Below are 25,099 nucleotides of genomic sequence, written 5' to 3'. Positions count from 1 at the left end.
TCTTCCACGTGATAGTGACAAGTGAATGCAATCTGCAGTGCCGCTACTGCTTTGGCGAGAGCCTCGACGATTTCGACGAGAACTTTGGTGAAGATATAGAAGTCGATTATGACTTGCCCCGCAAAATCGCCTATAAACTTGAGGAGTTAGATAGCTTTTGTCGCCAGGATGCAGACTGCGTTTTAACGTTTTATGGTGGAGAACCTTTGCTTGAGGCTGATAAACTCAGGCAAATTATGGACAAAATTACGCCTAAGCATTTTATGATTCAGACAAACGGTTTGCTCCTTGACAAGTTAGAGCCAAAATACACTAATAGTTTCCACACAATACTGGTTTCTATCGACGGTGAAGAAGACTTAACAGACTACTACCGTGGAAAGGGCACTTTTCGCAAAGTTATAAACAACCTAAAACTAATCAAGGAGAATGGTTTTAATGGTGAATTGATTGCTCGCATGACCGCGATGGAGCAAACTGACATCGAAAAGCAAGTCAAGTGGCTACTGAATAATGACGAGTTTTCCTTTTCTTCAGTGCATTGGCAGCTTAACGCGGGATTCTGGGGCAACGATTTTCCGAGACGCAATTTTGAAGAATGGACAAAAACCAGTTACGTTCCTGGAGTTAAACGGCTTACGAAATTTTGGGTTGATAAAATGGAGGAGGGTGTAGTTTTAAAGCTCTACCCATTGCTTGGTATTGCGGAGTCACTTTTGCATGAAGAGAAAAATTGTCTAATGCGGTGCGGCGCAGGCTGGATAAATTATGCAATCCAAACGGATGGTAACATTATTCCATGTCCAACCATGTGGGGGATGAAGAAATACTATTTAGGACACATAAGTAGCCAACATCCGCTTAAGCTTAAGCAACTTTTTGTTAGTCAAAAACCGTGCATCCAATGCCAATCTCTCAGCGTTTGCGGCGGCAGATGCCTATATACAAACATAACAAAACGGTGGAGTGACGATGCCTACCGCAATGTTTGTTATACAGTAGAACAGCTTATTGTGGCGGTAAGAGCCAAGATTCCAAAAATCCAACAGCTAATTAAAAATGGAAAACTAAACATTAAAAATTTTGATTATTTGAAATACAACGGCTGCGAAATCATACCATAAAAGCATCAGATTTTTTTGTAAACAACATCCTTTTCTCTAACCGGCTGCGTTACTTTCAAGCCTATGCTTTGCCCACCTTGAGCTCTTTGAATGGCTTTGCGGTCAATCTGCATTGAATCAACAGTTTGCTCAAAATCGGTCATTGGCCCCTTAATCAGAATGTGGTCGCCGACTGAAAGGGGCAATGTTAGTTCTACCACTGCGACATTTATTTTTGAGAAGAAATGTGTGATTAATCCTATCTCGATTATGTCCTCTTCAGTCAACATATACACGCTCAATTCAATTAACGAATATTAAGATTAATAAAATTTTTGTTTTACAATGTAACGTAACTTTTATCCATCGTCTCTTTTTTTAATGTTCAAAACGTTTTCATCTAAGTAGTGCGTAACGGTCACCAGCCAGAAGTTGCGTCGTCACCCGTTTGGTCTAGCGCCTTCTTCTCTTGCTCACCAACATCAGGCGGAATATTTACTCGCTTATCTTGTTCCTCAATAATCTCCCGCTTCTTTCGTCTCTGTTCAATCGTAAATTGTCCTCTCTCCTTTTCTTTTGAAAAAGCATTCACCCCCAAAATCATTTTAAAAAGAAGTCATCTAAAAATGGGAGTTATTTTTTCAGCCTAACTTTAACGGACCACTCAAGTTTATCAGTCAGAGCGGATGCATCCTCGTTAATGTTATTGCTTTTCAGGTAGTCAGAAAGCATTTGCTCAACCTTATCCCACACTTCTTCAGTGTCGAGTTCATCAACAAGCAACCTCCCAACATTCTCGCAGATTTCCATTCCCTGCTTGTCACTTATACTTACTGTTTCCATACTTTCACCCTACTACATAAGTAGAAATTTTCCGTATTAACATAAGTGACTGCGTGCATGCAACAACAAAACGGACAAACCAACCGACGAACTTTTCAACACAGTGCTTGCCTTTGAAGTCCCACCAATGCAAAAAATTTCTTTAAAAAATGTAAGGTGGACTTATTTGTTTGCAGTTCTAACTTGAGCCAGACTCTTTATCTGGTGGGACAAATACTGCTGCTGCAACTGTCGTTGTCCACAAACCGTTCTTCTCTCCTGCCGCTGACTGTGTTATGTTAGCTGTTTTGATGATTAAGCCTGTAGTTTTGAAGAGCTGTTTACGCTCATCCCATGCAGTTTCTGGGTCAAATTGTATACCCATGGTTGTAGCAAGCATAGTTGCCGCCAAATCCTCAGCGTAGTCACCTGCTGTTTCATCTGTCTGTCCATAAGAGTGATGCTCGCTTAGGTATCCGTATTGGTTTTTGCCCGACGGAATCGCCACGCCGATGGATGACGCGACAAGACGATGCGGTTCATTGGTTGCATTGCGCGCGATGACGACGAAGGTAATTTCTCCAGGTCTTACCATCTTTAAGCCCTTTTCACGTGTAATTTGTTCGCATCCAGGTGGTACGATGCTGGATACGCTGACGAGGTTACAATGTTGGATGCCTGCATCTCTGAGGGCTAATTCGAAAGATTGAAGCTGCTCTTTGTGTTTTCCCACGCCTTTTGTTAGAAAAAAGTATTTCGGTATCATTTCATTTCGGAAAATATGGATTACAGAATGCATTTATTAGGCTTTTGTTTTAAGAATTAGTATTATCCAACAGTAAAGCTACACTTGAGGCAGTTTGCTATGGCTCCGCGTCAGAGCGTGTTTAAAGATGAGTCGAAGCTTGACATCAACTACATTCCACAGAAGCTGCCTCACCGAGAAAGAGAACATCGCTTACTAACCGAATTCTTCAGCTTCATTTTGCGTTGCCCAGAGCGGATGGCTCAACGTGTCATCATAACTGGTGATGTGGGCACAGGAAAAACAGCCCTAGCACAACATTTCGGCGCAACGCTCACTTCCGAAGCCAACAAGCGAAGCATAAAATTCCATTATCTTCACGTTAACTGCAGAGAATACCGGGGAAGCCTTGGCCAAATTCTGTACCAAGCAGTTGCACTTTTTCAGCCGAATTATCCAGCGCGCGGTTTTTCTCCTGAAGAAATTCAGTCCTCACTTCTGAAGGTTTTAGATGAAGAGGGTGTTCAAATGATTTTGGCGCTTGACGAATTTGACAGTGTTATTGAGAAGGAGGGTTCGGATGCTGTCTATAAGTTGACGAGGTTGCAGGAGATGCGCGTGGGAAAGCCTCAGCGGTTGTCGTTTATTTTTATTATGCGTGACCTCAAAGCTTTAGAGCAACTGGATGAAAGCGCTAAGAGCACTCTGCAACGTAGCATCATACAGCTTGAGCGTTATGTCAAAGGTGAGCTTGTTGATATCCTCAGTGACCGTGCGGGGATGGCTTTTGAGTTGGGCGCAGTGTCTGAGGACGTGGTTTTATTGATTGCAGAATTAGCTTTTACAGAAACAGGTAATGCACGTTTTGGGATTGAACTTTTGTGGCGCGCTGGAAAATATGCTGATGCACAAGATGCGGGAATAGTAGAGCCTGAATGCGTACGGATGGCTGTTTCGAATATTATTCCAGGATTACGGCGTAGCGAGTTGGCATCGCTTGGGTTACATGAGAAGCTGTTTTTGCTTGCGGTTGCACGTTATTTTAAGGAAAATGAAGAGGCATATGTTTCACTCTCTGAGGTTGAGCGGGATTACGCGGTTGTTTGTGAAGAGTTTAATGAGACCCCGAATAGTCATACGCAACTTTGGAAGTATATTCAGTACCTTTCGTCGCTTGGTATTATAAAAACTGAGGTGGCAAGTAGTGATATGCGTGGGCGGTCTACACGTCTTTTTCTCCCAAGAATTCCTGCTGCGGAGTTGGAAAGGGAGTTGTGCGCGAGTTTAGAGGTTGAAAAGGGAGGAGGGTTATTGCGTGGAGCTTGAGGAGGTTTTTTCTTCCAAATCGCGTGTGAAGATTCTGAAGTTAATATATGGTTTGGGTTCGTTAAATGTTTCGGATGTTGCGCGGCGGCTTGGGTTGAATTATGCTTCGACTGCTGAACACCTTCGGGTTTTAGAGGCTGAGGGAATTTTGCAGGTACGTACATACGGACGTGTTAGAATGTATCGTTTTTCTGAGGGTTCGCTTAAGGGGCGGGCGGTTGCGGATTTGATCGAGGCTTGGGAAGCGCAATAGATATTGTTTGTTTGGTTTCCTTGCTGTTTGTGGTTGTGCCACAAGCGTTAAGATGTGAGTCATTAACAAGATGCCACTTCCAAACATTTTATGCTTGAGAAACAGTCAATAGCATCCTACTCTCTATAGGATTCAACATAGAACCACTAATAGCATCCAAATATGCTTGGGGTTAGTGTGTGATTTGGTAGTTTGGTTCTTTTTGGTTGTTTTTGGGTATGGTGATTTCGAATCTTGCGCCTTGTGTGTAGGTTCCTGTTTCTTTGATTTGCCAGCCGTAGGTGTCGAGGGTTTTCTTGGTGAGGTAGAGTCCTAGTCCTGTGCCTTGTCCTGTTCCTTTTTTGAAGAGGGTTTGTTTTATTTCGGGTGTGATGCCTTTGCCGTCGTCTTGGTAGATAAGTGTTAGTTGATCTGGTTGTACTGCATAGGTTAGGGTGATTTGTGTGGTTTTTTTGCCGTATTTTAGCGTGTTATCGATTAGATTGTAGAATAGTTCTTTTAACAGTGAGTCAGCGTAGACCTTGAGGTTTTGGCAGTGGTTTGTTATTTTTAGGTTACTTGCGTTTGGGAAGAGTTCGAGTACTTCATTGAATATGTCTGCTACATTGAGGTAGTCTGGTTCTTGCTGGTGAAATAGTTCATAGTCTTTTGAAAATTGCAGCATCCTTTTGATTTCGTTGCATGCATGTTCTGCTTGTGTTAAGTGTTCAATTTTTCCGCTTTTTTTTGCCATGTAGATGCAGCTGTTTATGGTTGTTAGTTTGTTTGCGATGTCGTGTCTGACTAGTCCGCTTACAACCAGCAGTTTTTCGTTTGAGATTTTGAGTCTTTTTTGGGCTTCTTGAAGTTTTTCTTCACTTTTGATGCGTTGAGTTATGTCACGGATGATGTCGATGAAACCTATGGCTTTGGCGTTGTGGAATATTGGTGTGCATGTTACTTCTACTGGGAATGTTGAGCCTGCTTTGTTGAAGATTGTGAATGTGTCGCTCCAGCCTTCGCCTGTTTTTAAGCCGTTCAAAGATTTTTCAGTGACGCGTTCTCTATCGCTGGGAGCGATGAATTCTATAACGTGTCTTCCGATTATTTCGTTTTTGTTTGTGCTCCCCCACATTTTTAAGATGGCTTGGTTAATGTATAAGATTTTGCCATCAACGTTTCCGATGACGATGCCATCTATGGACATTTCTGTGGCGAGGGCAAAAAGGTTTTGGTCTTCGATAGGCACCTGTAGCATTTATGTTCACTTCATCTGAAAACTTCTTTTTTCTATTCACTTTCTTTCTTTTATATCTTTTTTTGATAAGCAATCGATAGAACATGTTGGGGCTTGGATTTAACTTGCCTGATGTTGAATCATTTGCGTATTGCTGGGGGCAGTTGAGCGCTGAATCCTAAAAAGCAATAAATTTTTCGTTCTGCCTTATTTTTGTTGGTAGCGTTGAAATGTCAGATCCTCACCAAGAGGCGCTCAAACGCCAAGAACATCGGCAAAGGCAACTTGAAGAATTAATGCAACGCCAAGAAAGTCAGAGCCGACGTGACGAGCACTTAAAAGTTCAGCAGGAATGGTTAAGCAAGCAGTAAGTCAAAGAAACGCTTCTCGTTACTCGTTAACGGTGAATACGTGAGTTGTTAGGCTATTTTTTAGTGTGTAGTGTTTGGGAAAGCAATTTAGGTCTTTTTTTGACTTTTAGGTCTGGGGCTTTGGAATTAAGCTGTGTTTTTTCTATAGCCCCCTATTATATAGGCGCCATGTTGCAGAAGGTTTGTTGCTCTGCCATAGAGCCTATCCCCCCTATAAAAAACATTTGAATGCGGTGTACAGTGCGGTTTTACTACGACCATCAAGGCGCTGGCTGATGTATTCTTGGCAGTTTTTACCACGACCAACCCCTAAAAGGCAATGGCTTTCCGTAATGGTCGTAGTAGCGTATGGTCGCAGTAAACCGACATGCTAATGGCTTGGAAAAGCGCCAATAGAGCCTACCCCTCTATGGTTTCAACATAGAGTTTCTAATAGGCTCCAAATATGCCCGACTGCATTTAAAGAAACTGCTTGCGCCAAAACAACTCCAGCCCCAAAGCCACCGAAAGCTCTAAATCCTCTCACAGCGGTGTTTTTCCCTCAGCAAACCACCATCGTGGGCCGGTAGATCAGTCGGGTATGATCGCCGCGTTCGCAACGCGGAAGCCGCGGGTTCAAATCCCGCTCGGTCCACTTTTACGTCCGCTCGCCCCCTTTTTGAATCACCTAACCATACGATTTAAGGCACTATTATGCAACCATGCTTTATGCCAAAACAAAAGACATTCTCTTAGTCAAACACCAACTTGGGCATAAACACATTGAACATACGCTAATCTATACTCATCTTATAAATTTTGCAAGGGATGATTTTATTTGTCGATGCTTTTCAAGCGCTGCTTCGCTTTCTCCGAAAGAATGCCCAAGCCAAAGACCGAGCAAAAATCAATGCCCCAAAAACGATTCAGCCTTTCCTCATCGGTCAAAGAAGCCTCTTCCTCAGCCTCTATTAGGCAAAAAAGTAATTGACAGGGAGTCGGTTAGGGGGAGGCGGTGCTGGTGTAGGTTGTGTTGTCAGGAATCAGATAGTTGCCTTCCTGTTCATGTTGACTAAAATATTTAGTTACGCGTTCGCCTCTTGGGGTGTTTTTGTAAACGATTCTGTTATCTACGTTTAATTTTTTGACAAAATTTTGCTTTTCAAGAAAAGTCAAAGCGTGCCTTAACGCCTGATTGCCCACATTAATTTTCTGTTCAATGTCAGCTAGTCTTGTTAACTCTTGTTTTTCTAGCGACCGCAGGATTTCCACGTACAGTTCTAACTTTGTTTTGGGGTTCTTCACCTGTCCTCCCTACAGCATAAAACCATTTTTGACTCTAAATGATTGTGTGTGTGATATTACCAAAATACACAATCCGCCGCGGCATTGAAATATGCAGCGTGGAAGCACTCAGTTTAGTTCACTGCACTTAAATTAGCTTCGAAACGCCCATTTTTCCCCTTCAGTGTATTTCTGTTGCTCTCATTAACACTGAAATTCAAAGTCTGGACCCACGCTGTCTTCTCAGAGAGAGGAAGAAAAAATAAATGCAAACAAAAATCCCTGCAATAACCGTATTAGCAATTATTTTAATCAGTTTGGCACTGACACTAACAGCATACTCAGCAACAAATGTAAGTATAAACATAAACTCATCAGGACTAATCACAACAACATCTACCCCTTCCTCAAGCTTAGGCGTGTACTCTGACAGCGCATGCACAGTTCCCTTAACAGCACTAGATTGGGGCTCACTATCACCAGGCGGAACCGTAACAAAAAATGTATACCTCAAAAACACGCAAGGCACAGCAACATTAACACTTGGCATGACAACAAGCAACTGGAACCCAACAAGCGCCAATGGCCCTATAACAGTAACATGGAACAAACAAGGAACCACACTAGCACCCGGGCAATCCACAGCAGCAACACTTACATTAACGGTATCCTCAAGCATCAGCGGAATAACATCATTCAACGTCCAAATAGCCATCACAGGAACAGCATAAAAACAACACCAATCCATTTTCCCGCAAAAAGAAAAAGCACATTTTTTAATATTAGCGCTTGCAAGCTTAACTTCTCAAAACAAGCAAAATCGGCTTCACCAAAAGCAAAACCCGATTCACAAACCACTAAAACTACATTCTCAAAAACCGTTAAATCACTTTTCTATCTTACGTGCGCTCACTCGATAAAAACAAGGGGCGCATCAAACTGGTCAGAAGATCAATACTTGAACAAATCTTCAAAGAAATGATGAACATGAGAAAGCGACTTGACGATATAGAAAAAAGCTTTTCAAACCTAAACCCGCCACAAATCCAAATTCCCGAAAGCGAACTCATAAGCCTGCCAGACCACCTAAGAAAAACCTACGTTGTGGTGGCAGCAAAGGGAGAATGCGATGCTGTGCAAGTGTCAAACTTGACGGGAAGGTGCAGAGCAATAGAGAGCAACTATTTAAATCAACTGTCGCGAATGGGATGGCTGAAAAAACGTCGCATCTCAAAAGCAGTACATTTCCGCCCAAAAATAATTAAAACAAACAATTAACCCTGTAAAACGCTAAAATAAAATAGCGACCGCTACACTTTGAAAGAAAACATAAAAAACAAATTAAAAAAAAGCAAACTTTCAAAAAAAAGCATATAAGGAACGATTATAAAAAATGATCGAGTCAAGCTACCATTTGTGACAACTGTTCCTTAAAAATTGCCCGGACTTCTCCAACAACACCTTCAACATCAACCCCAACATCAAGGCGACCAACACAAGCATTGAGCTCTTCAAAATTAACTTTAAAGTTTGTTTCATCACCTAACTTTTGCAGTAAGCCCTCAAGAAAACCACATTCTTTCACAACATTTTTGTCGCCCACAATTTTTCCCAAGAAAACATCATTAAGAGCAAAATAAGCATCAACCAAAGCCATTGCATCCTTAAAGTTCGGATGAACATCTGAAAAATCATCCGCTACCTTCAAACCATCAAAGTACCCACGAATCAACTTTAAAACAACAAAACCTTCCTTAGCAACCTTCTTAGACGACTGCAAAGCTATTGAATCAGACATCAAAGATAAATCTAAGGAAAGCGGATGTAAATTTTGGGTCTCGAAATTCCAACTTTTACCCACAGGGCTCCATTGAGCCTCAATTGGAGACCAATCAATCTTTTTCACATGCAATCCCCTCAAAACATCAAAAACCGCATCAACAACAGGCAAGACAGCGCCAACCATCATCGCAAGTTCAACACCCCTAAGACGAGAAGCTTCTTTTTCCTGCAATACTTTCTGATTCTCGTCGATGAGCAACCGAACTTTATCACGGAGCTCACTGAAAGATTCAAAGCTATTCTTCTTGAAAAAAATGTTTGTAACCCCATTCCAAGTTATGCTTAGCTCATTCCAATAACTCTCCACACTGCCTATCTCATCAATCGGTATCTCTCTTACCACAATCACCTTCTTCTTGAACAAACCCTTGACGTTGAAGAACTTTAAAACGCCGTTGGAAATCTCAAAATCAGAAACAGCAAAGACTCTTCTAGGCAGAAGCGACTCTGGGTTATCTTTACTTTGTTCCATCAACTATCATATCCCGCATTTTATCACGTAAACTGCTACATGATTTAGCGTTACTCATTAAAAAAATGTTGGTAACACCATTATGTGTAACACTTAATTCATTATCATGACTATCTATGGCGGTTATCCCAGCAACAAGTATCTCCTTAACTATAACTCGCCGTTTTTTCACAAATCCCTGAGTAGCAAAGAACCTAAGAATGTTATCAGCAAGCTCGTATTCAGTTACAGCTATAACCCTTTTCAAAAACAAGGCTTTCCTTGCTTGATATTCACGCAAAACCCCTAACGTAGCAAAAACAGCAATTACAAAAAGAAGACTCAATGTAATGGGCGTAAGGCCTAGACCCCAAGGTGTATAGTAAAGCATCAAACCCACTATTGGAGTAACTGCTAAACTTAAGCCTAAACTTAATACTATACGTTCAATTGAGTCTAAAGTTAAGGAGCTCGTTTTTAAAGGCACACTTATCGGATAAAGAGTCTTGATTAACGAATACCCAGGTAAATACAAAACAAAGAGAAGCCCAAAAAAGTTACGTATATAACTTAAAGGGAAAAAGTTTTCAGGAATCATAAAAATTGAAAAGGTTGCAACTATTAAAAGACTAATCGTCAACCAAAACCATGTTCCTCTAAAGGAGAAAACGTATTCATTGAGAGCCTGCGGAAATAATAATTCAGCAAATTCAATTTTTTTCTCATCTTCCAATTTTTGGATTACAGTAACAATCTTTTCTTCTGCAACACCAGTCTCTTTGGAGACAAGATATACTAGTTGCCTCATCGTATCTGGTTTCTGATCATTAACAATCCTTAAGATTGCTTTACTAAGTCTGTCAGCATCATTTTTTTCGGTTTCAGTCAAGTCAACCAAGCTTACCTAAATCAGCGCTTTTAATTTTACTTGATATCTTATCAATCGGTAAGTGTCAATAGCTCGCTTTTGACATTTAAATCTCTTAATAGCTTTGCAATTTCTTCTTTGTAAACCGAGTTTGCAATAAAAACATAATCAGGTTTATAGGTTACCAAGAAATCAGGCGCCATTATTTTTTGTGCTGTACCTGGAAGGAACTTCCCTTGTTTGCTTGGGTTTATATCAATTACGTACTTGATTCTATCATCCTTGAATATGTTTAGAAGTGTGACCCCCCTTGCTCCTGCACCCCACATAACTATTCGCTTACCTTGATCTAGCAGATGCTTGATATTGCGAGTAGCGTTTGTCATCAGCATTTTTGTTTTAATACCAAATTCTGATGTTGCTTTTTCTATAGGTTCTAACTCATGATTTTTATCAAATTTTGGAAACAAGTCTTTATTCAACGAAGCAACGACGCTTAATGAACTAGAGAAAACACCTGTTTCCTCTCGAATATCTATTATATTATAGCCACAAGAGGTAAAGAGAAGTAATAGAGCTGAACTGGTAAAATAAGACGGATGTTCATATATTACGTCGGTGAAATCACCCTCATGAAATGCTTTAATAATATGTGGTACAGAAATATAGAAAATGGTCTCAGAGTTCTTCCCTATCCTTTCTTTTAATATATTTAGAAAGTGCCTTGGTGAATTTGCGTGTTCAAGTTCATGGTAGGAGAAAACAAAGTCTACTGGCTCATTGTTAGCTCTGCCTGAATCGCTATCCTCAGTTAAACTATTATAATCAACAGGTATGATATCTTTTTTAGAGCCTTCTAAAGAATTGATGAAAGAAGTATCGAATTTTATCCCCTTATTTGAACCCAAAGAACAGAAAAAGGATAAAAAATCAACCTTACCAACTGTCGCTTCCATAACAGTTTTACCATGCAAATTATACTTATCAATTAAACTTTGAACTTTATTTTTCGCAAAATACTGAAACAAATGGGAGTGATAAAGTGAATTGTCATATTGGCCTATATACTGATTTTTTTCAGGTTGTAAGGTGTAGTTGGCAATAAACGTACAAGAAGGGCAATATCCTAATGTTAAATCGCCCTTGGGGCAATTGATGGCTTCCTCTCTGGTTTGCCAAAGGAGATTGCAATTACAAGGGATATTGTGCATTTCAAAAAAGATTATCGATTTGTCTTCTCCGCATAATGGACAAGGTTTGGATGCTTTTGTGCCAATAGAAACCATTTTTTCGCTTCCATTTAACTTTAAAATGGTGAAACGAGTATATAGCTCTCAGTGAGTCTTTCAAAGGCAAGTGAACTAAGTCGTCAACCGAGACCGCTTTTGGTATGGCAATAATATTATCCTGAGCAATTAACCAGTTAAGGGCTATTTGAGCTTTAGTTTTTCCATATTCTTTGCTAGTTAATTTCAAAATATTATTTATTAAGTACGTATCGATTAAAAAGCTCATAATCTTGAAAGAAACATTCCAAAAACTCGCCGTTTGATAAATCGCCTAACGTTTGCCAACGTGGATGAGGAAAAAGACGGGTAATTTGAGACCTATGCTCTTGCAACGCCAACCGTTTGAGGCTAATCACATCACCAACATAGACCGAAAAGCGGAAATCCACTATTAAATGAAAACTTGAAAAAAACATATGCTTTAGACAGCCTAAAGCGTCTTTGGCTTGAAATTGAACCCAAGGAAAATGATAATAAAGCCAGACAGGATATTCTGATACAATCACTCTTTTTTTATAGTTTTTCAAAGCTAATGAAACTATTCTATGAGTGGCAAAATGATCATTTGTTATTGGTTCTTTCTCATGAGGGATAAAGATTTCATCAGGTTGTGACTCTTTAAGAATCAATTGAACTTTTTTAACAGCGTCATTAATATCTCGACATAAATCACTATCTCGGTAACCGAGAAAAATAAGGTTACTTTCACTCACCTCAAGTTTCTTACCTGCAGCGATTGCCTCCTGAGCACGGATAAGCCCAAGCTTTTCAGAAGAAATTATGTGTGAGTGAGAATTTGCTCCATCAGTCATAAAAACTATCTTAACTTGGGAACCTGCTCTAATTTGCTTTAAAATAGTTCCACCACAACCAAGCGTCTCATCATCAGGATGAGGAGCAAAGACTACTATACATTTTTTGATAGACTCTATATTATTATTTCTCGTACGGTTGCTTAGTATAAGCTTGTATAACTTTAGTAGTCTAAATCGAAGAATATTCATATACAACATCCAAGTTAACAAACTTATAATATACAAATAGTCTATAACGTTTAATTATCAAACTTTGTTAAAGACTCGTAAATTTGAGAGACATCATTTGCAATCTTTTCCCAAGAAAATAGCTTTACAGCACGCTTTCGTGCTGCTTCACTCATCCTAATTCTCATTTTACCGTCTGAAAAAATATCTAAAATAGCTTTAGCAAGAGCGCCCGAATCACCGGATTCAACCAATAATCCAGTTTTTCCTTGCTCAACTACTTCTGGAATTCCACCAACGTCGGTAGCTACCACAGGCAATCCGCAGGCCATAGCTTCAATTAAGCCCATACCAAACGCTTCACTAAAGGAAGGAAGAACGAACAGGTCAGAATTCTGATAATATGAAATTAAATTCTCATGAGGAATAACACCGTGGAAAGTAACATTATTTGTAAGATTAAGCTCCAAAATTCTTTCTTGCAGGTAATCTAGATAACCTGACCGTCCCTTAGCATGAAACGATAGTAGCTCTTTTACTTTTGGTTCCTCACTCAGATTAATAAAATATTCAGGTAACCACATTACTTTTGAACCAATAACATTTAGATGTGTTTCGGGAAATATCTCAACCACTCGAGCTAAAGCTTCGATAAGAACATGCAAACCTTTTTCTGGTGTCACCCTGCTAACATACAAAATTCTTTTAGACGCAAGTTTATTTTCTAAAGGTTTGAAGAGTTTTATATTAACCCCATTATTAATCGTTTGACATTTGATACTAAACTGAGGAAAGCATTTAACGATTTTCTTAGTTACATGATCGCTACATCCAATTATAAAATCAACTTGCTTAAGCCTATTAGTCATTGTTTTTCTATCGAGTTGAGTCAACAATTCACTGTGCATTGATAAAACGATTTTAGTCTTAGGATTTATCATTTTTATAAAAGGTATCAGTTGGGTTTCTTCAGCAATTTGAACTATGTTGCATTTTTCAACTTTAATGCTTTTGGCCGTTCGGAGAGCATAAACAAAATCATTAAAAAGAGATAAATAAAATGGCTTTCTGGAAAAAACTTGTGTAAATTTTGTTATTTGTTTTGCAACTACTGAAATAAAATATCTTGTTAAATAATCAAACCTACTAGAAATATGATGATGCTTAACCAGTCCGTCTAAACTCATCTCAACCTGATTGCTTCCCCGTTGAGAGTAAACATGCACAATATATTTTTGAGATAACTGTTTTGATAAGTTACAATGGATAATAGCTACTGAAGCGGTTGGTGAAACAGTAGATGAAATAGTATCTGTGCCTACAATAGCAACTATATGTTTGTTGTCATTTCTTGAAATAGCAATCACTCACCTAATACAACATTTTTTGTTTAAAGGAAAAGTGTTATCAAACAGTGGCTTAACTACTTAGTACGCTTTAAAATTGGACTCCGATAAATGATTAAAAGACCAGCTTATGGCAATGGAACCCTTCTGCATATTGTCCGCGAGAATTACATTCAATTCCACGAACTCTTAGAAGCGCCTTAAACGAGTCGGCAGTAAACCAATTTTTTTCAGTTTGAGATTTAAAAAATTGGAGAATATGATTAATTTTCAGACTTGCTTGTGATTCATTAAGATGAACATACAGATTAGGGGTTCTTAAATCACCCTCATACTTGGGAACTTCATACTCTAGAATTAAATGATTACGAAAGGTGTTCCAAGTAAGCTCAGATATCAAGCGGTGATCTTGATGTGCATCTTTCTGGTAATGGGTAAATATCAAATCAGGAGAAAGCTCCTTTTTGAGGAGCTCAAAATCATCTTTAATTGAGGCACCAATATAAGGAAAATACGACTCACGAAAATTGCCTATAATAATTCTTTTTGACAAACCTTTCAATAAACATTCTGCGCTTGCATTGGCCTCTTTTTGTCTCTGTTTATTGCCGCTAAAAACAACCCAGTAAAAGTCAGAATCAGGTATTTCTTCGATTAACCTAAGAAGAGTACCTCCACAACCGATTTCAATATCGTCAGGATGGGCACCTAAGCAAAGGATTTTTGGTTTCTCTGGAAGATTAAAATTAATAGTCAACAAACACTTTTACCTAACCTTGGCTTTTTGTTAACCATACTTGCCATTTAGCATTACCATTTCCAGCCCACTCATCAAGTTGCTGTTTATCTTTATAATTATCCATATTTGCCCAAAAACCATCATAATTATATGCTACAAGTTCTTTTTTCGCTATGAGTCGTTTAAATGGTTCATCAACCAGATCCTCACCGTTGCCTATGTAATCGAATATTTGATTTTTAAAAATAAAATATCCACCGTTTATTCGTATATCAGAACTTACTAGAGGCGTTATGTTTGAAACTAAACCGTTTTTTCTTGATGTTATTGCATGATATGAATGAAAAGGCTTTACTGTTAAAAGGCAACCTATTTTATTTTTTTTGATGAAATATTCTATGTATTTTGGTAGATTTAGATCAGTTAACCCATCGCTATAATTAGCTAGAAACATATCCTGGCCATCAAGATGTTTTTGTACCGCTTTTAATCTTTGACCGATATTTGAATATAAACCAGTATCTACAAAAGTTATTCTCCAATTATCAGTATTCTTTTCAATTAACTTGCGATCTCTACCACCATTTGATAGAACAAAATCACTGGAAAGGCATTCATCATAATCTAGAAAATATCGTTTAATACGCTCCCCTTTGTAGCCTAAACAAAGAATAAAATCATTATGACCAAAGTGAGAATAATACTTCATCATATGCCAAAGTATAGGTTTCTCTCCAACTGGAACTAAAGGTTTAGGAACTAATTCTGTGGTTGGATGCAAACGCATGCCCAAACCACCGCAAAAAAGAACTACTTTCATCCACCAACCCTCTCAATTTGTAATATTTGTTTGTTACTACTCATAAACTTTGACTTCTGGAATGGGAACTATAAATTTAGCACCCCACGCCTTAACATAAGCTAACTGGTTAATTATTTCATCTTTAATATTCCAAGGTAAAATAAAGATGTAATCAGGTTTTGTCTTAGCGATCTTTTCAGGACTGTAAATTGGGATATGGGTTCCTGGCAAGAACTTACCTTGTTTGTAAGGGTTCCGGTCAACAGTATAATCCAAAAAATCTGAACGAATTCCGCAATAATTAAGAAGGGTATTACCTTTACCTGGTGCACCATAACCGGCAATTGTCTTTTTCTCACGCTTTAATCTAATTAGAAAATCTAAAAGATTCCTCTTCGTTGCCCTCACTCTTTCAGAAAACGTAAAATAAATATCCAAACTATCGTAACCTTGCTGTTGCTCTGTTTCTCTTAAATCCAATACCGATTTCTTAACAGGCTTTGAAGAATCTTCGCTATGGCAAGCATAAATACGCAAAGAGCCTCCATGTGTGCTTAGCCTGTCTACATCAAATATAGTTAAACCATGCGCAGCAAAAATTTTTTCGACCGTTAGCAATGAAAAATATGAAAAATGTTCGTGATAAATAGTGTCAAATTGATTTTCCGCAACAAGATTCATTAAGTGAGGAAACTCCATGGTTATCACACCCGACGATTTGAGCAATACCTTCATGCTCTCTACGAATCCGTTGAGGTCCGTTACTTGAGCAAGAACATTATTTCCGATAATCAAATCGGCACTTTGACCTTTCTTAAAAAGAGCATTAGCGATTTCTAAATTGAAGAAATCAACAACTGTAGGAATACCTTTCTTTATTGCTACTTCAGCTACGTTTGCCGCTGGTTCAATCCCTAAGACGGGGACACCATACTTTGCAAAATATTGAAGAAGATAACCATCGTTGCTAGCAACCTCGACAACAAGGCTATCTTTATTAAGAGACAACCTTTTAACAATCATATCAACGTAAGCTTGGGCATGATTTAACCATGCTTCTGAGTAGGATGAAAAATACGCATACTCACAAAAAATTTCTTTGGGAGAAACATATTCTTCCAGTTGGACTAAAAAACATTGATCGCAAACTCTTACATGCAACGGATAGAAAGGTTCCATATGATTTAGTTGCTCTGCTTTTACATAGCTTTCGCAGAGGGGTTGCATCCCCAAATCGACAAATGTATGTTTTAATGGAGCTCCACAGAACCTACAAGCAGGCGAACCAATTTTTTTGATACTTTCCCCTCCAAACGCTATCTGTGTAATTGATCGTTAATTTAATTAGGTAATTCATCCTCTGAAGATTAAGGTTGCGTTCAAGGTAAGTGATATGGAACTATCCCTTAAATGCCCCTTTTTAAGAGAGAGCCATATGTACTGAAAATGTATTACATTTGATTTTTTTTAAAAAAAAAAATGGTCATCCTCTTCAATTTACACATAATTTTCTGGGACATTAAGTAATATGAATTTTTTCATTAACTCCTCAACTTTCTGGGCATCAAAAGAACATAGCTGTCTATTGTCTTTTACGCATATTCCGTCGAGTTCAATCTTTTTTGGCAAATATTCTTCAGAAAATGGATAATGATCACCTAAACAGCATGCTGAGACCGGGCGTTCCAACAAGAATTTGTCATCTTTCTTTTCTACACGATAAATTGGATTTATGATCAGGTTGCTTTTAATGCTCAAGAAATCTTTATCAACATTATCATGGACCTTAAAAAGCGATCCATCATCGGTTGCCATAAGAATTAATCCGTTAGAAGAATTAAGTTCATCTTCGGTATAGTCTTCCAAGAGGTCAAGTTTATTTTTTATTATAAAGTCATGTATTATTTTTCTTTCCGGCATAACTTTGACTTTAATTCCTACATCATTGAAAAGTCGCAAACACGATTTTGGAGTTAATGGATGTCCCTGTCCTAAATTAAAAGTGAGAGAATTATGTACATGCAACAGCAGAAGAAGCCCTTCGGGCACCAGACAACGTTTCATCTCTCGGGCTAATGAAACCCGTGAATCGACATACCCAAACGCATCCGACATTAATATTGAATTAAATATTCCATTATCAAACGGAAGAGGCAAACCAGCATCAAGACAAATAAACTGCGCTTTTGGGGCGAAATATTTTTTTGCATAAAATAGATGTTTAAAAGAGATATCGACCGAACATAATTGTTGAAGATTAATATAATTAGACAACACGAACGAAGCGTGTCCACCACCGCATGCAATATCTAAAACTTTTTCATTCTTTCTCTTAAGTAATGGTAGAAAAGGATAGAGAGACCAAAATGTTTCAGTTGAGAAACGATGTTTCATATAAGCAGGGTATAAATCACCTTTTTTCGTCTCGGTCTCCAAAAGATCAATGAAAGAAATTTGCTGCTTTGAAAAACGTTCATATTTCTTTTTCAAGCGACCCTCTGAAAACTTCTCGGCTAAACTTGAAAGCGCCTTTCCAAAAGAAACGAGTGATTGAGGGGGGAATCGAAGCGAGAGTTTATCTAATCTTTTCAGATAATTACCGATAATAAATCGTTCAGACCATATATATCGTACTGTTGCTTCATTTATTCTTCGTTCTTTGATAAGTTTAATGCAATCATCCAATGAAAACTCTTTAATAAGCAAAATACCCTCAAGAATAGGAAATTTATTGCAATCACATTTTACACACCCATTTATCAGTTCGCTTTCTACCTCAGTAACGGCTTCCTCAATCTCGAAACGGGAACCACAAAAAGGACATTTTAAAAAATTTAAGAAGTCAAATTTCAATGAATCACAGTCCAGCACTATTCAAATCCGTTCTACGCAGTGTATGATCAAGAAGCCCAGACTTTATACTGTTCTCAAGATGCGTTATACGTCGATATCGTGGACCCTCGAATTCTTCAAGAGTTATGCCGACTTTTTTATAAGCCTCATAAAGCTGTTTTGCACCTAAGCGTGCATTCCATTTAGGTTTGAAGCCCTTCAAAGTTTGAGAGATTTTACTAAAATCAACACGATAAGAGCGCTTATCAGGCTCAGCGCTATTAGCAAATTCAACTTTGGAGCCAGGCACGGTATCCTTCACTATTTCTGCAAGTTCTCTAACCCTAAAATTCTCAGCTGTTATCCCAACATTAAAGGCTTGATTATGAATTAAATCACGTGACGCTTCAAGAGTTGCTATAAACGCGCGTGACATATCTTCACAATGGATTATTGGGCGCCATGCCATTCCATCGCTCTTCAGCATTACAGAACCTGTTGTGTAAGCCCACGCAACAAGATTGTTAAGAACTAGATCAAAACGTAACATTGGGGACAAACCGTAAGCTGTTGCTGAACGAAGAAAAGTAGGGCTAAAAGTAGAATCAGCCAACTTTGAAATATCTTGCTCCGAGAGCATTTTAGAGACGCCATAAGGAGTTACAGGGTTAAGCTCGGATTCTTCGGTTACAATATCAGAGCCAGCAGCACCATAAATACTGCAAGATGAAGCAAACACAAAGCGTGAAACCCCAGCTTGCTTAGCAAGCCGAGCCAACCTAACAGAAGCTTGATGATTAATCTGATAAGTCAATTCAGGATTTAGGTTACTAAGAGGGTCATTTGAAAGGGCGGCGAGATTCACAATAGCATCAACTCCTTTCAAATCGGATAAAGTAACATCACGAATATCTTTTGTCATTTGTTTGACATCGCTAAGGATAGCTTGATCTGTTTCTTTACCGAAAATGCATCCCTCGAAGAGACCGCTATCAACTCCTAAAACGTCGAGCCCTGCCGATTTTAGAAGCGGCACCATTACCATACCGACATATCCTTTGTTTCCAGCAACCAAGACAAGCATTTTATAATCACTTTTTTATATTATTTTTGAACCGAAATTTAAGGAGTTATTTGATACCTGCTTTTTGGATGAATTTTTGGCTTACAGGGGCTAAGATTCTTAATATATGTTGATTGGTTATAAGGTTTAAACCTATATCCATCGTTACTAGAACCCAGCCCTCTCTTATCAACCATTTAATTATTTTGACATAACATGTTTGTTTCTCAGACCATTTCATGGGTGATCGTTTAACACTTTTGAAATATTCAGTAAAAACTTTCATATAAGGGAAAACTATCTTTGATCCTTTGTCTTCCAACCAACAGTTTTGTTTTTCTTGAAGGCTTTTATGAGATTTGTTAGTGTAAGCTTGAGGATGCTCTCGTCTAAAGAAAAGTATCTTTGGAATAATATTAAAAGATCCACGAAGACGAAGTTCTGCAAGAAGATTCCTATCTGCACTTATATAACTCCCAAGGAGATTTGTTTGTTTAAGAGCGGACGACCGAATTAATCCAAGGATCAGAAGCCAAGCATAATTTCTCATGCTAATAATGTCAGAAAAATCATTACTCTTTTTTGTTGTAAAGTGAACACCTAATTCGTATAAACCAATTAATTTACCAGTCGTATCAATACGACCAGTTTTAGAATGACATAAAACCATAGATTGATCTTTATCTAATGCTCTGACGCATTCCTCAATAAAGGTTGGAGATAAAACATCGTCATGTGATGCCCATTTGAAATATTCTCCCAATGATAACTGAAAAACTAAGTTATGATTTTTGGCTATCCCCAGATTTTTTTTATTTCGAAAATAACGGATTCTATGATCTCTTAATTGGTATTCTTGGCATATCAATTGAGTTTCATCAGTCGAAGCATTATCTGAAATAATAAGTTCAAAATCCCCGTAAGTCTGGGAAAGAATAGAATCTAAAGCGAACCTAAGGTATTTTCCCCCATTGAAAACTGGCAACCCTATAGTTACTCTAGGTCTATGCTGTGGCAGTACCATCTCTACACATTCCATTAATTGTAAAAATATTTCACTCATTAAAGCAAGAACTTTTGTTATCCATATACAGTTATATACCAAGGAATCAGTTAAATTAAGTTCTTTAAAAAATTATCCAATTGGCTAAAATTATTTTCAAGTGAGAACACACTGCGATTGTTAATAGCGTTGATTTGATATTCACTTAACAAGTTTCTATTAAATAATTTGTTTTTTAAATCAGAGTAATTTCTATATGTAAAACCTATTCTATGTTCTTTTATTATATCCTCGCATCCTTTCAAGTAGCCGCCTGGGATAATAATTGGAATTCCGGCAAGGAGCGCAATCGAAAAACGGCTGGGTATACTATTAGAGAATCTGTTTAAGCTGGAACCACGCCAAAAATCGTATGTAACTAAGCAGGCATCAAATTGTGTTAAGAAAGTTGCAAAAGTTCCATCCGATATTTCGTCATTGGAAAATCTGTTAAAAGTATGAACGTAATTTTTGTTTAAAGAACCATTTACATAAAGAGAAGAGTTATACGCCCTTTCTGATTTGCCTTGAGGCCAACCAGCTTGTTTTAGATCGCAAAAATGAACATGAATTTTATTTTTAGAAACCCTTTCAATTTCGGGCAGGATATCGTCAACATCCATTCCTATAAAAACTATATGCGGTTGACCATCAATCTCTGAGAGAAGTGGTAATCTCTTTTGATAATAGTATTTTTTAGGATAGCATTCCATGAAAACCAAGTTTTTACCATTATTTAAACCGAATTTATTGCTGAAGTAGGCAGCCATTCTTTTAGTAGAAAAAATTCGCCCATCTAGACTATTTATTATGTGCCTGCTGAAAAAATTCTCAGTTTTCTCAGCCCAACCAGTCCTAACTGTGGGGTATGTTAGAAATTCGTACACTATTGGAGTCTGATATCTTTGCAGTAATCCAACCTCAGGAAGACTAAGAGACCCCCAACTTGCATAGACAAGATCTGCCTTTGCGGCGTTAACAAAACTACCAGATAAATCATTTTTAAGATTTAGATTCTTAACAAATTTATAAAAAGCTATTTTTCTATAACTTTCAGGTTTACCTAAAAGAATTTTACCTATACTGTTGCTGTATAAGTTAAATACAGAAATATTACTGTCGGCAATTTTTTCAGGAGATGCCCATTTTGAAGTGTTAATTGCGGTAACTTGATAACCATGTCTAGATAAATAAGGCAGTAAAGCATTGGCTTGTATAGTTAGTTGACCCAGAAATAACAAAGAGACCAATATATTATCACTTACAGATTAAAACGTTTTTCAATGACAAGGTTTTTAGTTTTTTGATAGATCGAGTTTTGCGAAGAATAAACTTTAACACAGTCCTAAAATCATCAGTAAATTCTTGAACAGGTAAAAAGTTGGCATCGCGCAACATTGGAACCAGTACATTATCGGAAATTTTTCGATGAGCTTGGATTTTTTGCCGTTTAGTTAAAATCGATGGCAACGTTCTCAAAAAAGAAATCACTCCAATAATTCCCGTAATTCCACCACCATGTAAAAAGGCTTGAAATGGATAAAAAAATGAGAAAGGTAAAACATGCTTTACCAGTGTCCTTCCTTCTAGGTCTTTTGCCCAAATGGACAACATGTTTCTTCCACCGTAGAAATGAAAAATTGGAGCAACACCCTTGCTGGATCTGAGATTACCTCCATCATGGTAAACTATTCCTTCTGAAGTACATACAACAGCATAACCTCTTAACCATAGTCTAATTCCAAAATCTATATCATCATGTCCTACGAAAAACGCAGAGTCAAAACCTGAAACAATATCCCAAATATCTCGGCGGGTAATTATACATGCACCAACAGGGAACAAAATTAATTCGAAATTGAGCTTTTTTTCAGGCGATTTAAACCAGCTTATGCCATTCACCAAAGTCCCAGCGATTGAAAGCAGATTCGGAGTTTTTATACTCAACATTTTGCACTGAACGGCGCCAATCGTTTGGTAGTTTTCAAGAAGTGAACATGGTGTCCCTAACCAATCAGGATCTACAATAGAGTCGGCGTCAGTAAAGGCGAGGTATTCACAATTTGTTTTAGTTACTGCTAGATTTCTTGCCCCAGCCAAGCCAATATTGCTTTTCAAAGGAATAATCTTCAAGCGCTCATCAGTTGTGTAATCTTGTATCAGTTCAAGACTACGATCAGTAGAAGCATTATCAACTAATACTAATTCTCCGACATTTTTGGAGAGAAGAATACTGTGGATACAAGCTTTTAAGGTTGTATGACAATTGTAGTTAACCACAATAACGGAAACTTGAGGCAAGCTTTTTAGCACCTGTTGAAGCTTGAAATTATAGTTTTTTAAAAATTCTGAAATAGAATAATAAATATTAGACCATCATTACTGACAACATATGAACACTAAATCAGGAATGAGTGATTAGTTCTTACATTTAAACCTATTCTGAGTTTATAGCGAGTATAACCCATGAATGAGTATTGTGAAGAAGCGTCGTATCAATACAGTAAGAGGCAAAACGCAACAATCCCACATCAATGCCTTTCTTGATTTCAGGGTTTACACCTTCGGGTAAAACAGTTTCTGCTAATGAAATATTTTCAGAGACTATCACACCTGTTTTTCCTTTAGACAACCTATATTCCCACAAAGATTTAGCATTACCGAAAGGGACGAGAGCGTTTTCAAAGATACAAAATTGAGAAAAGTGTTTTTTAAACAACACGTTAATCTCTTCAAAAGAAAAACCGTGAGAATTAAGCATCTCATTGTTTGGTGTACCGATAATCATCAAACCGTCCTTACGCGTAATTCTTTTCAATTCACATATTGCTTGTTCTTCCATACCATATTCTTTAATGTGTTCAAGAACCTCATTTGAAATAGAAACATCAAAAAAACCATTCGGAAAGTCTTTTATGTTTGTAATTTCCTGAATTCTGAAATCAGCAAACTCGCCGTAAACCGATTTGGCAAATTTCAGAGCATGCTCAGAAGGGTCTAATCCATAAACAAACTTTGCGCCGCTTTGTTTCAGTATTTTACAACCATAGCCGCTACCACAACCTACGTCGACAACCACTTTATTATTAACGAATTGAGCGGCAAATTTGTAGAACTTGCAATGATTTAAGAAATTATTAATGTCATTTCTTGTCGATTTAATTTTATTTCCATTATTATCAAATGAGAGTCCATCTGGATAAACTCTGACGTAATCTTCTTTGTAATAATGTCGTGTTAACTTTCCAATCGAACGAAAAAATATAATTAAAAGTCTTCGTGTAGCATTCTTCAGATACCGCTTAATTCTCAAGAAGTATTTCCTCCGAAATCTGTTTACTCAATTTGAATTTTTTCGTGTAATTTTCTCTTTATTATTTCTTAAATCAAATATTTGATTATCTATCTACCCACATTTTAGAAAAGCTAATATCTACTTTTAGCCAATTTTAAACATTCTGTCTCTGCATATTTGATTTAAATGCATATAATGTACGAGGAAATTTTCGGTTAATCCAAAAAGATAACGTTTGGTAATGTTTACGTTTAAAATAATCCTTGTCCCAGCTTGATTGCTCTAACACTAGACCGCCTTCGAAATAAACACACATAAAATTTTTAGAGGAAGTATTACAGTAAACCCTTACTAAACTCATTTTTGCAATTTTCTCAGAGGCACTAAGTGTAAGCTCAGCTTTTTCTTTTGAAAGATATTCCAGTAAACCTGAAAAAAAAGCAATATCAAAACTTTCAGTTCTAAAAGGGAGTTTTTCTGGATCGACAACTACGTAGTCATCATGAATACCCAATTTCTTACTAATAACTAAGTAACGTTTTTTTTGTGAAACACCAACACTAAATAATTTTCTTTCCAAACGTCTCTTCATCGAAATTTGCTCAATAGGCAAACAACCTATGTCTATGATTGTTTTTTTATCCATTGAAACTTTTAAGAGTTTTAAAAAAGCTTCAATCACTACCAAATAAAAGTCTGAGCTTAATGTAAAAAACCTTTTTATTGCAACTCTCTTTCCTCCAAGATGCCCTGTTGTTTTATGTATAGTTTTGAATTTGCCCTTATGTTTCTTAATAAGTATTTTTTCTTGTTGTTGAATACTTGACGCTTTTAAGGTTCCGATAGATAAGGAATTGTGTTCAACAAAAAGTGGAAGGACATATACTTTTAGTCCAAGGCTTTGGACCGAAAGACAGTAATCTGCCCCATACAAGTGATAGTTAAAATTTTCATCAAATTGTATTTTTTCAAATACAATTCGTGGAATGATTATTAGTTGCTCATCCAATGTTTGAACTGGCATCGGCATACTTAAAGGTCTACCCCAATACCTTCCCCGATCCAGAATAAAACCAGTCTCCATTCCTGTTGAATCAAGCCCAGCTACACCCGCGGCGCCTAACGCCGGCAGTGCACTCAAAAGACTAAATGCTGTATTTAGCCAATTTTCGCCACAAAGGAAAATATCCTGGTGTACAAACATTATATAATCTCCAGTTGCTTTGTGTCCACCGTAGTTCAAAGCAGAAGGAATCGAGGAAAATTTTTTCTCAGTGTTGTCCACTGCTATTAGTTCGAAGTTTATATTATGCTGTTGCTCGAGACTCTTTATCAAATTTTCCCGCAGAATTTCGTGATTATTGAAACAAATCACGATCGATATTTTTGGTTTTCCCGATGAGATAATTTTCAATTGCCCATTTAACATTGAGTTCCAACCTCACATA

The 25,099-nt window shown here is 37.6% G+C and carries 27 protein-coding genes and 1 tRNA gene; 7 read left to right on the top strand and 21 right to left on the bottom strand.

Features of this window, described 5'->3' with window-relative positions; translation table 11 throughout:
- The first annotated feature begins 8 nt into the window (after nucleotides 1–8).
- A complete protein-coding gene (locus tag NWE95_04620) occupies nucleotides 9–1,124 on the top strand; it encodes a TIGR04084 family radical SAM/SPASM domain-containing protein (GenBank protein MCW4003180.1) in 1,116 nt (371 codons plus the stop codon).
- A gap of 5 nt (nucleotides 1,125–1,129) precedes the next feature.
- Here the strand turns inward: NWE95_04620 and NWE95_04615 are convergent, their stop codons facing one another.
- From NWE95_04615 to NWE95_04600, 4 genes are all read right to left on the bottom strand, one after another.
- The gene (locus NWE95_04615; GenBank protein ID MCW4003179.1) at nucleotides 1,130–1,393 is read right to left on the bottom strand and encodes a translation elongation factor-like protein; all 264 of its coding nucleotides are present in this window, start codon (nucleotides 1,391–1,393) and stop codon (nucleotides 1,130–1,132) included.
- A gap of 128 nt (nucleotides 1,394–1,521) precedes the next feature.
- Nucleotides 1,522–1,695 (bottom strand): hypothetical protein, encoded by a 174-nt coding sequence (locus NWE95_04610; protein MCW4003178.1) that lies wholly within the window; start codon nucleotides 1,693–1,695, stop codon nucleotides 1,522–1,524.
- Nucleotides 1,696–1,736: 41 nt separating this feature from the next.
- Entirely contained in the window at nucleotides 1,737–1,946 is a 210-nt protein-coding gene (locus NWE95_04605) for a hypothetical protein (protein MCW4003177.1), read from the bottom strand.
- A gap of 178 nt (nucleotides 1,947–2,124) precedes the next feature.
- Nucleotides 2,125–2,691, bottom strand: a complete 567-nt coding sequence (locus tag NWE95_04600) for an arginine decarboxylase, pyruvoyl-dependent (GenBank protein MCW4003176.1) — start codon at nucleotides 2,689–2,691, stop codon at nucleotides 2,125–2,127.
- A gap of 99 nt (nucleotides 2,692–2,790) precedes the next feature.
- On the opposite strand from NWE95_04600, the gene NWE95_04595 reads away from it, so the two are divergent.
- Nucleotides 2,791–3,996, top strand: coding sequence for an ORC1-type DNA replication protein (locus tag NWE95_04595; GenBank protein ID MCW4003175.1), 1,206 nt, complete (start codon nucleotides 2,791–2,793; stop codon nucleotides 3,994–3,996).
- Between the two features lie 25 nt (nucleotides 3,997–4,021).
- Nucleotides 4,022–4,249, top strand: a complete 228-nt coding sequence (locus NWE95_04590; protein ID MCW4003174.1) for a helix-turn-helix domain-containing protein — start codon at nucleotides 4,022–4,024, stop codon at nucleotides 4,247–4,249.
- A gap of 172 nt (nucleotides 4,250–4,421) precedes the next feature.
- Here NWE95_04590 and NWE95_04585 read toward each other — a convergent pair whose 3' ends face one another.
- Nucleotides 4,422–5,486 (bottom strand): PAS domain-containing sensor histidine kinase, encoded by a 1,065-nt coding sequence (locus NWE95_04585; GenBank protein MCW4003173.1) that lies wholly within the window; start codon nucleotides 5,484–5,486, stop codon nucleotides 4,422–4,424.
- 209 nt (nucleotides 5,487–5,695) lie between these two features.
- On the opposite strand from NWE95_04585, the gene NWE95_04580 reads away from it, so the two are divergent.
- Complete coding sequence (locus NWE95_04580) at nucleotides 5,696–5,836, top strand: hypothetical protein (GenBank protein MCW4003172.1); 141 nt, start codon at nucleotides 5,696–5,698, stop codon at nucleotides 5,834–5,836.
- Between the two features lie 559 nt (nucleotides 5,837–6,395).
- Nucleotides 6,396–6,470, top strand: a tRNA-Ala gene (locus tag NWE95_04575).
- Nucleotides 6,471–6,817: 347 nt separating this feature from the next.
- Here NWE95_04575 and NWE95_04570 read toward each other — a convergent pair.
- Entirely contained in the window at nucleotides 6,818–7,120 is a 303-nt protein-coding gene (locus NWE95_04570; protein MCW4003171.1) for a hypothetical protein, read from the bottom strand.
- 245 nt (nucleotides 7,121–7,365) lie between these two features.
- Here NWE95_04570 and NWE95_04565 point away from each other — a divergent pair, with 245 nt between their 5' ends.
- Nucleotides 7,366–7,830 (top strand): hypothetical protein, encoded by a 465-nt coding sequence (locus NWE95_04565; protein MCW4003170.1) that lies wholly within the window; start codon nucleotides 7,366–7,368, stop codon nucleotides 7,828–7,830.
- A gap of 256 nt (nucleotides 7,831–8,086) precedes the next feature.
- Nucleotides 8,087–8,377: a hypothetical protein gene (locus tag NWE95_04560; GenBank protein MCW4003169.1), complete on the top strand. Its 291-nt coding sequence runs from the start codon at nucleotides 8,087–8,089 to the stop codon at nucleotides 8,375–8,377.
- Between the two features lie 124 nt (nucleotides 8,378–8,501).
- On the opposite strand, the gene NWE95_04555 is transcribed toward NWE95_04560, so the two are convergent.
- From NWE95_04555 to NWE95_04485, 15 genes are all read right to left on the bottom strand, one after another.
- On the bottom strand, nucleotides 8,502–9,284 hold the full coding sequence (locus NWE95_04555) for a hypothetical protein (GenBank protein MCW4003168.1): 783 nt from the start codon (nucleotides 9,282–9,284) through the stop codon (nucleotides 8,502–8,504).
- 115 nt (nucleotides 9,285–9,399) lie between these two features.
- Nucleotides 9,400–10,281 (bottom strand): DUF1616 domain-containing protein, encoded by an 882-nt coding sequence (locus NWE95_04550; protein ID MCW4003167.1) that lies wholly within the window; start codon nucleotides 10,279–10,281, stop codon nucleotides 9,400–9,402.
- A 50-nt stretch (nucleotides 10,282–10,331) separates the two neighbouring features.
- The gene (locus tag NWE95_04545) at nucleotides 10,332–11,546 is read right to left on the bottom strand and encodes a class I SAM-dependent methyltransferase (protein ID MCW4003166.1); all 1,215 of its coding nucleotides are present in this window, start codon (nucleotides 11,544–11,546) and stop codon (nucleotides 10,332–10,334) included.
- A 194-nt stretch (nucleotides 11,547–11,740) separates the two neighbouring features.
- Entirely contained in the window at nucleotides 11,741–12,553 is an 813-nt protein-coding gene (locus NWE95_04540) for a PIG-L family deacetylase (GenBank protein MCW4003165.1), read from the bottom strand.
- A gap of 50 nt (nucleotides 12,554–12,603) precedes the next feature.
- Nucleotides 12,604–13,899 (bottom strand): glycosyltransferase family 4 protein, encoded by a 1,296-nt coding sequence (locus tag NWE95_04535; protein MCW4003164.1) that lies wholly within the window; start codon nucleotides 13,897–13,899, stop codon nucleotides 12,604–12,606.
- Nucleotides 13,900–13,993: 94 nt separating this feature from the next.
- The gene (locus NWE95_04530) at nucleotides 13,994–14,638 is read right to left on the bottom strand and encodes a PIG-L family deacetylase (GenBank protein MCW4003163.1); all 645 of its coding nucleotides are present in this window, start codon (nucleotides 14,636–14,638) and stop codon (nucleotides 13,994–13,996) included.
- 10 nt (nucleotides 14,639–14,648) lie between these two features.
- Complete coding sequence (locus NWE95_04525) at nucleotides 14,649–15,437, bottom strand: sugar phosphate nucleotidyltransferase (protein ID MCW4003162.1); 789 nt, start codon at nucleotides 15,435–15,437, stop codon at nucleotides 14,649–14,651.
- A gap of 36 nt (nucleotides 15,438–15,473) precedes the next feature.
- Entirely contained in the window at nucleotides 15,474–16,709 is a 1,236-nt protein-coding gene (locus tag NWE95_04520; GenBank protein ID MCW4003161.1) for a class I SAM-dependent methyltransferase, read from the bottom strand.
- Nucleotides 16,710–16,916: 207 nt separating this feature from the next.
- Entirely contained in the window at nucleotides 16,917–18,272 is a 1,356-nt protein-coding gene (locus tag NWE95_04515; protein ID MCW4003160.1) for a methyltransferase domain-containing protein, read from the bottom strand.
- Between the two features lie 4 nt (nucleotides 18,273–18,276).
- Nucleotides 18,277–19,335, bottom strand: coding sequence for an SDR family oxidoreductase (locus NWE95_04510; GenBank protein ID MCW4003159.1), 1,059 nt, complete (start codon nucleotides 19,333–19,335; stop codon nucleotides 18,277–18,279).
- 46 nt (nucleotides 19,336–19,381) lie between these two features.
- On the bottom strand, nucleotides 19,382–20,377 hold the full coding sequence (locus NWE95_04505; protein MCW4003158.1) for a glycosyltransferase: 996 nt from the start codon (nucleotides 20,375–20,377) through the stop codon (nucleotides 19,382–19,384).
- Between the two features lie 50 nt (nucleotides 20,378–20,427).
- Complete coding sequence (locus NWE95_04500) at nucleotides 20,428–21,606, bottom strand: hypothetical protein (GenBank protein ID MCW4003157.1); 1,179 nt, start codon at nucleotides 21,604–21,606, stop codon at nucleotides 20,428–20,430.
- 7 nt (nucleotides 21,607–21,613) lie between these two features.
- Nucleotides 21,614–22,657, bottom strand: coding sequence for a glycosyltransferase family 2 protein (locus NWE95_04495; GenBank protein ID MCW4003156.1), 1,044 nt, complete (start codon nucleotides 22,655–22,657; stop codon nucleotides 21,614–21,616).
- Between the two features lie 136 nt (nucleotides 22,658–22,793).
- Nucleotides 22,794–23,669: a class I SAM-dependent methyltransferase gene (locus NWE95_04490; GenBank protein MCW4003155.1), complete on the bottom strand. Its 876-nt coding sequence runs from the start codon at nucleotides 23,667–23,669 to the stop codon at nucleotides 22,794–22,796.
- A 136-nt stretch (nucleotides 23,670–23,805) separates the two neighbouring features.
- Nucleotides 23,806–25,080: a glycosyltransferase gene (locus NWE95_04485; protein ID MCW4003154.1), complete on the bottom strand. Its 1,275-nt coding sequence runs from the start codon at nucleotides 25,078–25,080 to the stop codon at nucleotides 23,806–23,808.
- Nucleotides 25,081–25,099: the final 19 nt, after the last annotated feature.

It is taken from the genome of Candidatus Bathyarchaeota archaeon, from assembly GCA_026014725.1.
GTDB lineage: Archaea > Thermoproteota > Bathyarchaeia > Bathyarchaeales > Bathycorpusculaceae > Bathycorpusculum.
The sequence above is the reverse complement of the archived record's forward strand: the minus strand, read 5'-3'. Positions and strand labels throughout refer to the sequence as shown.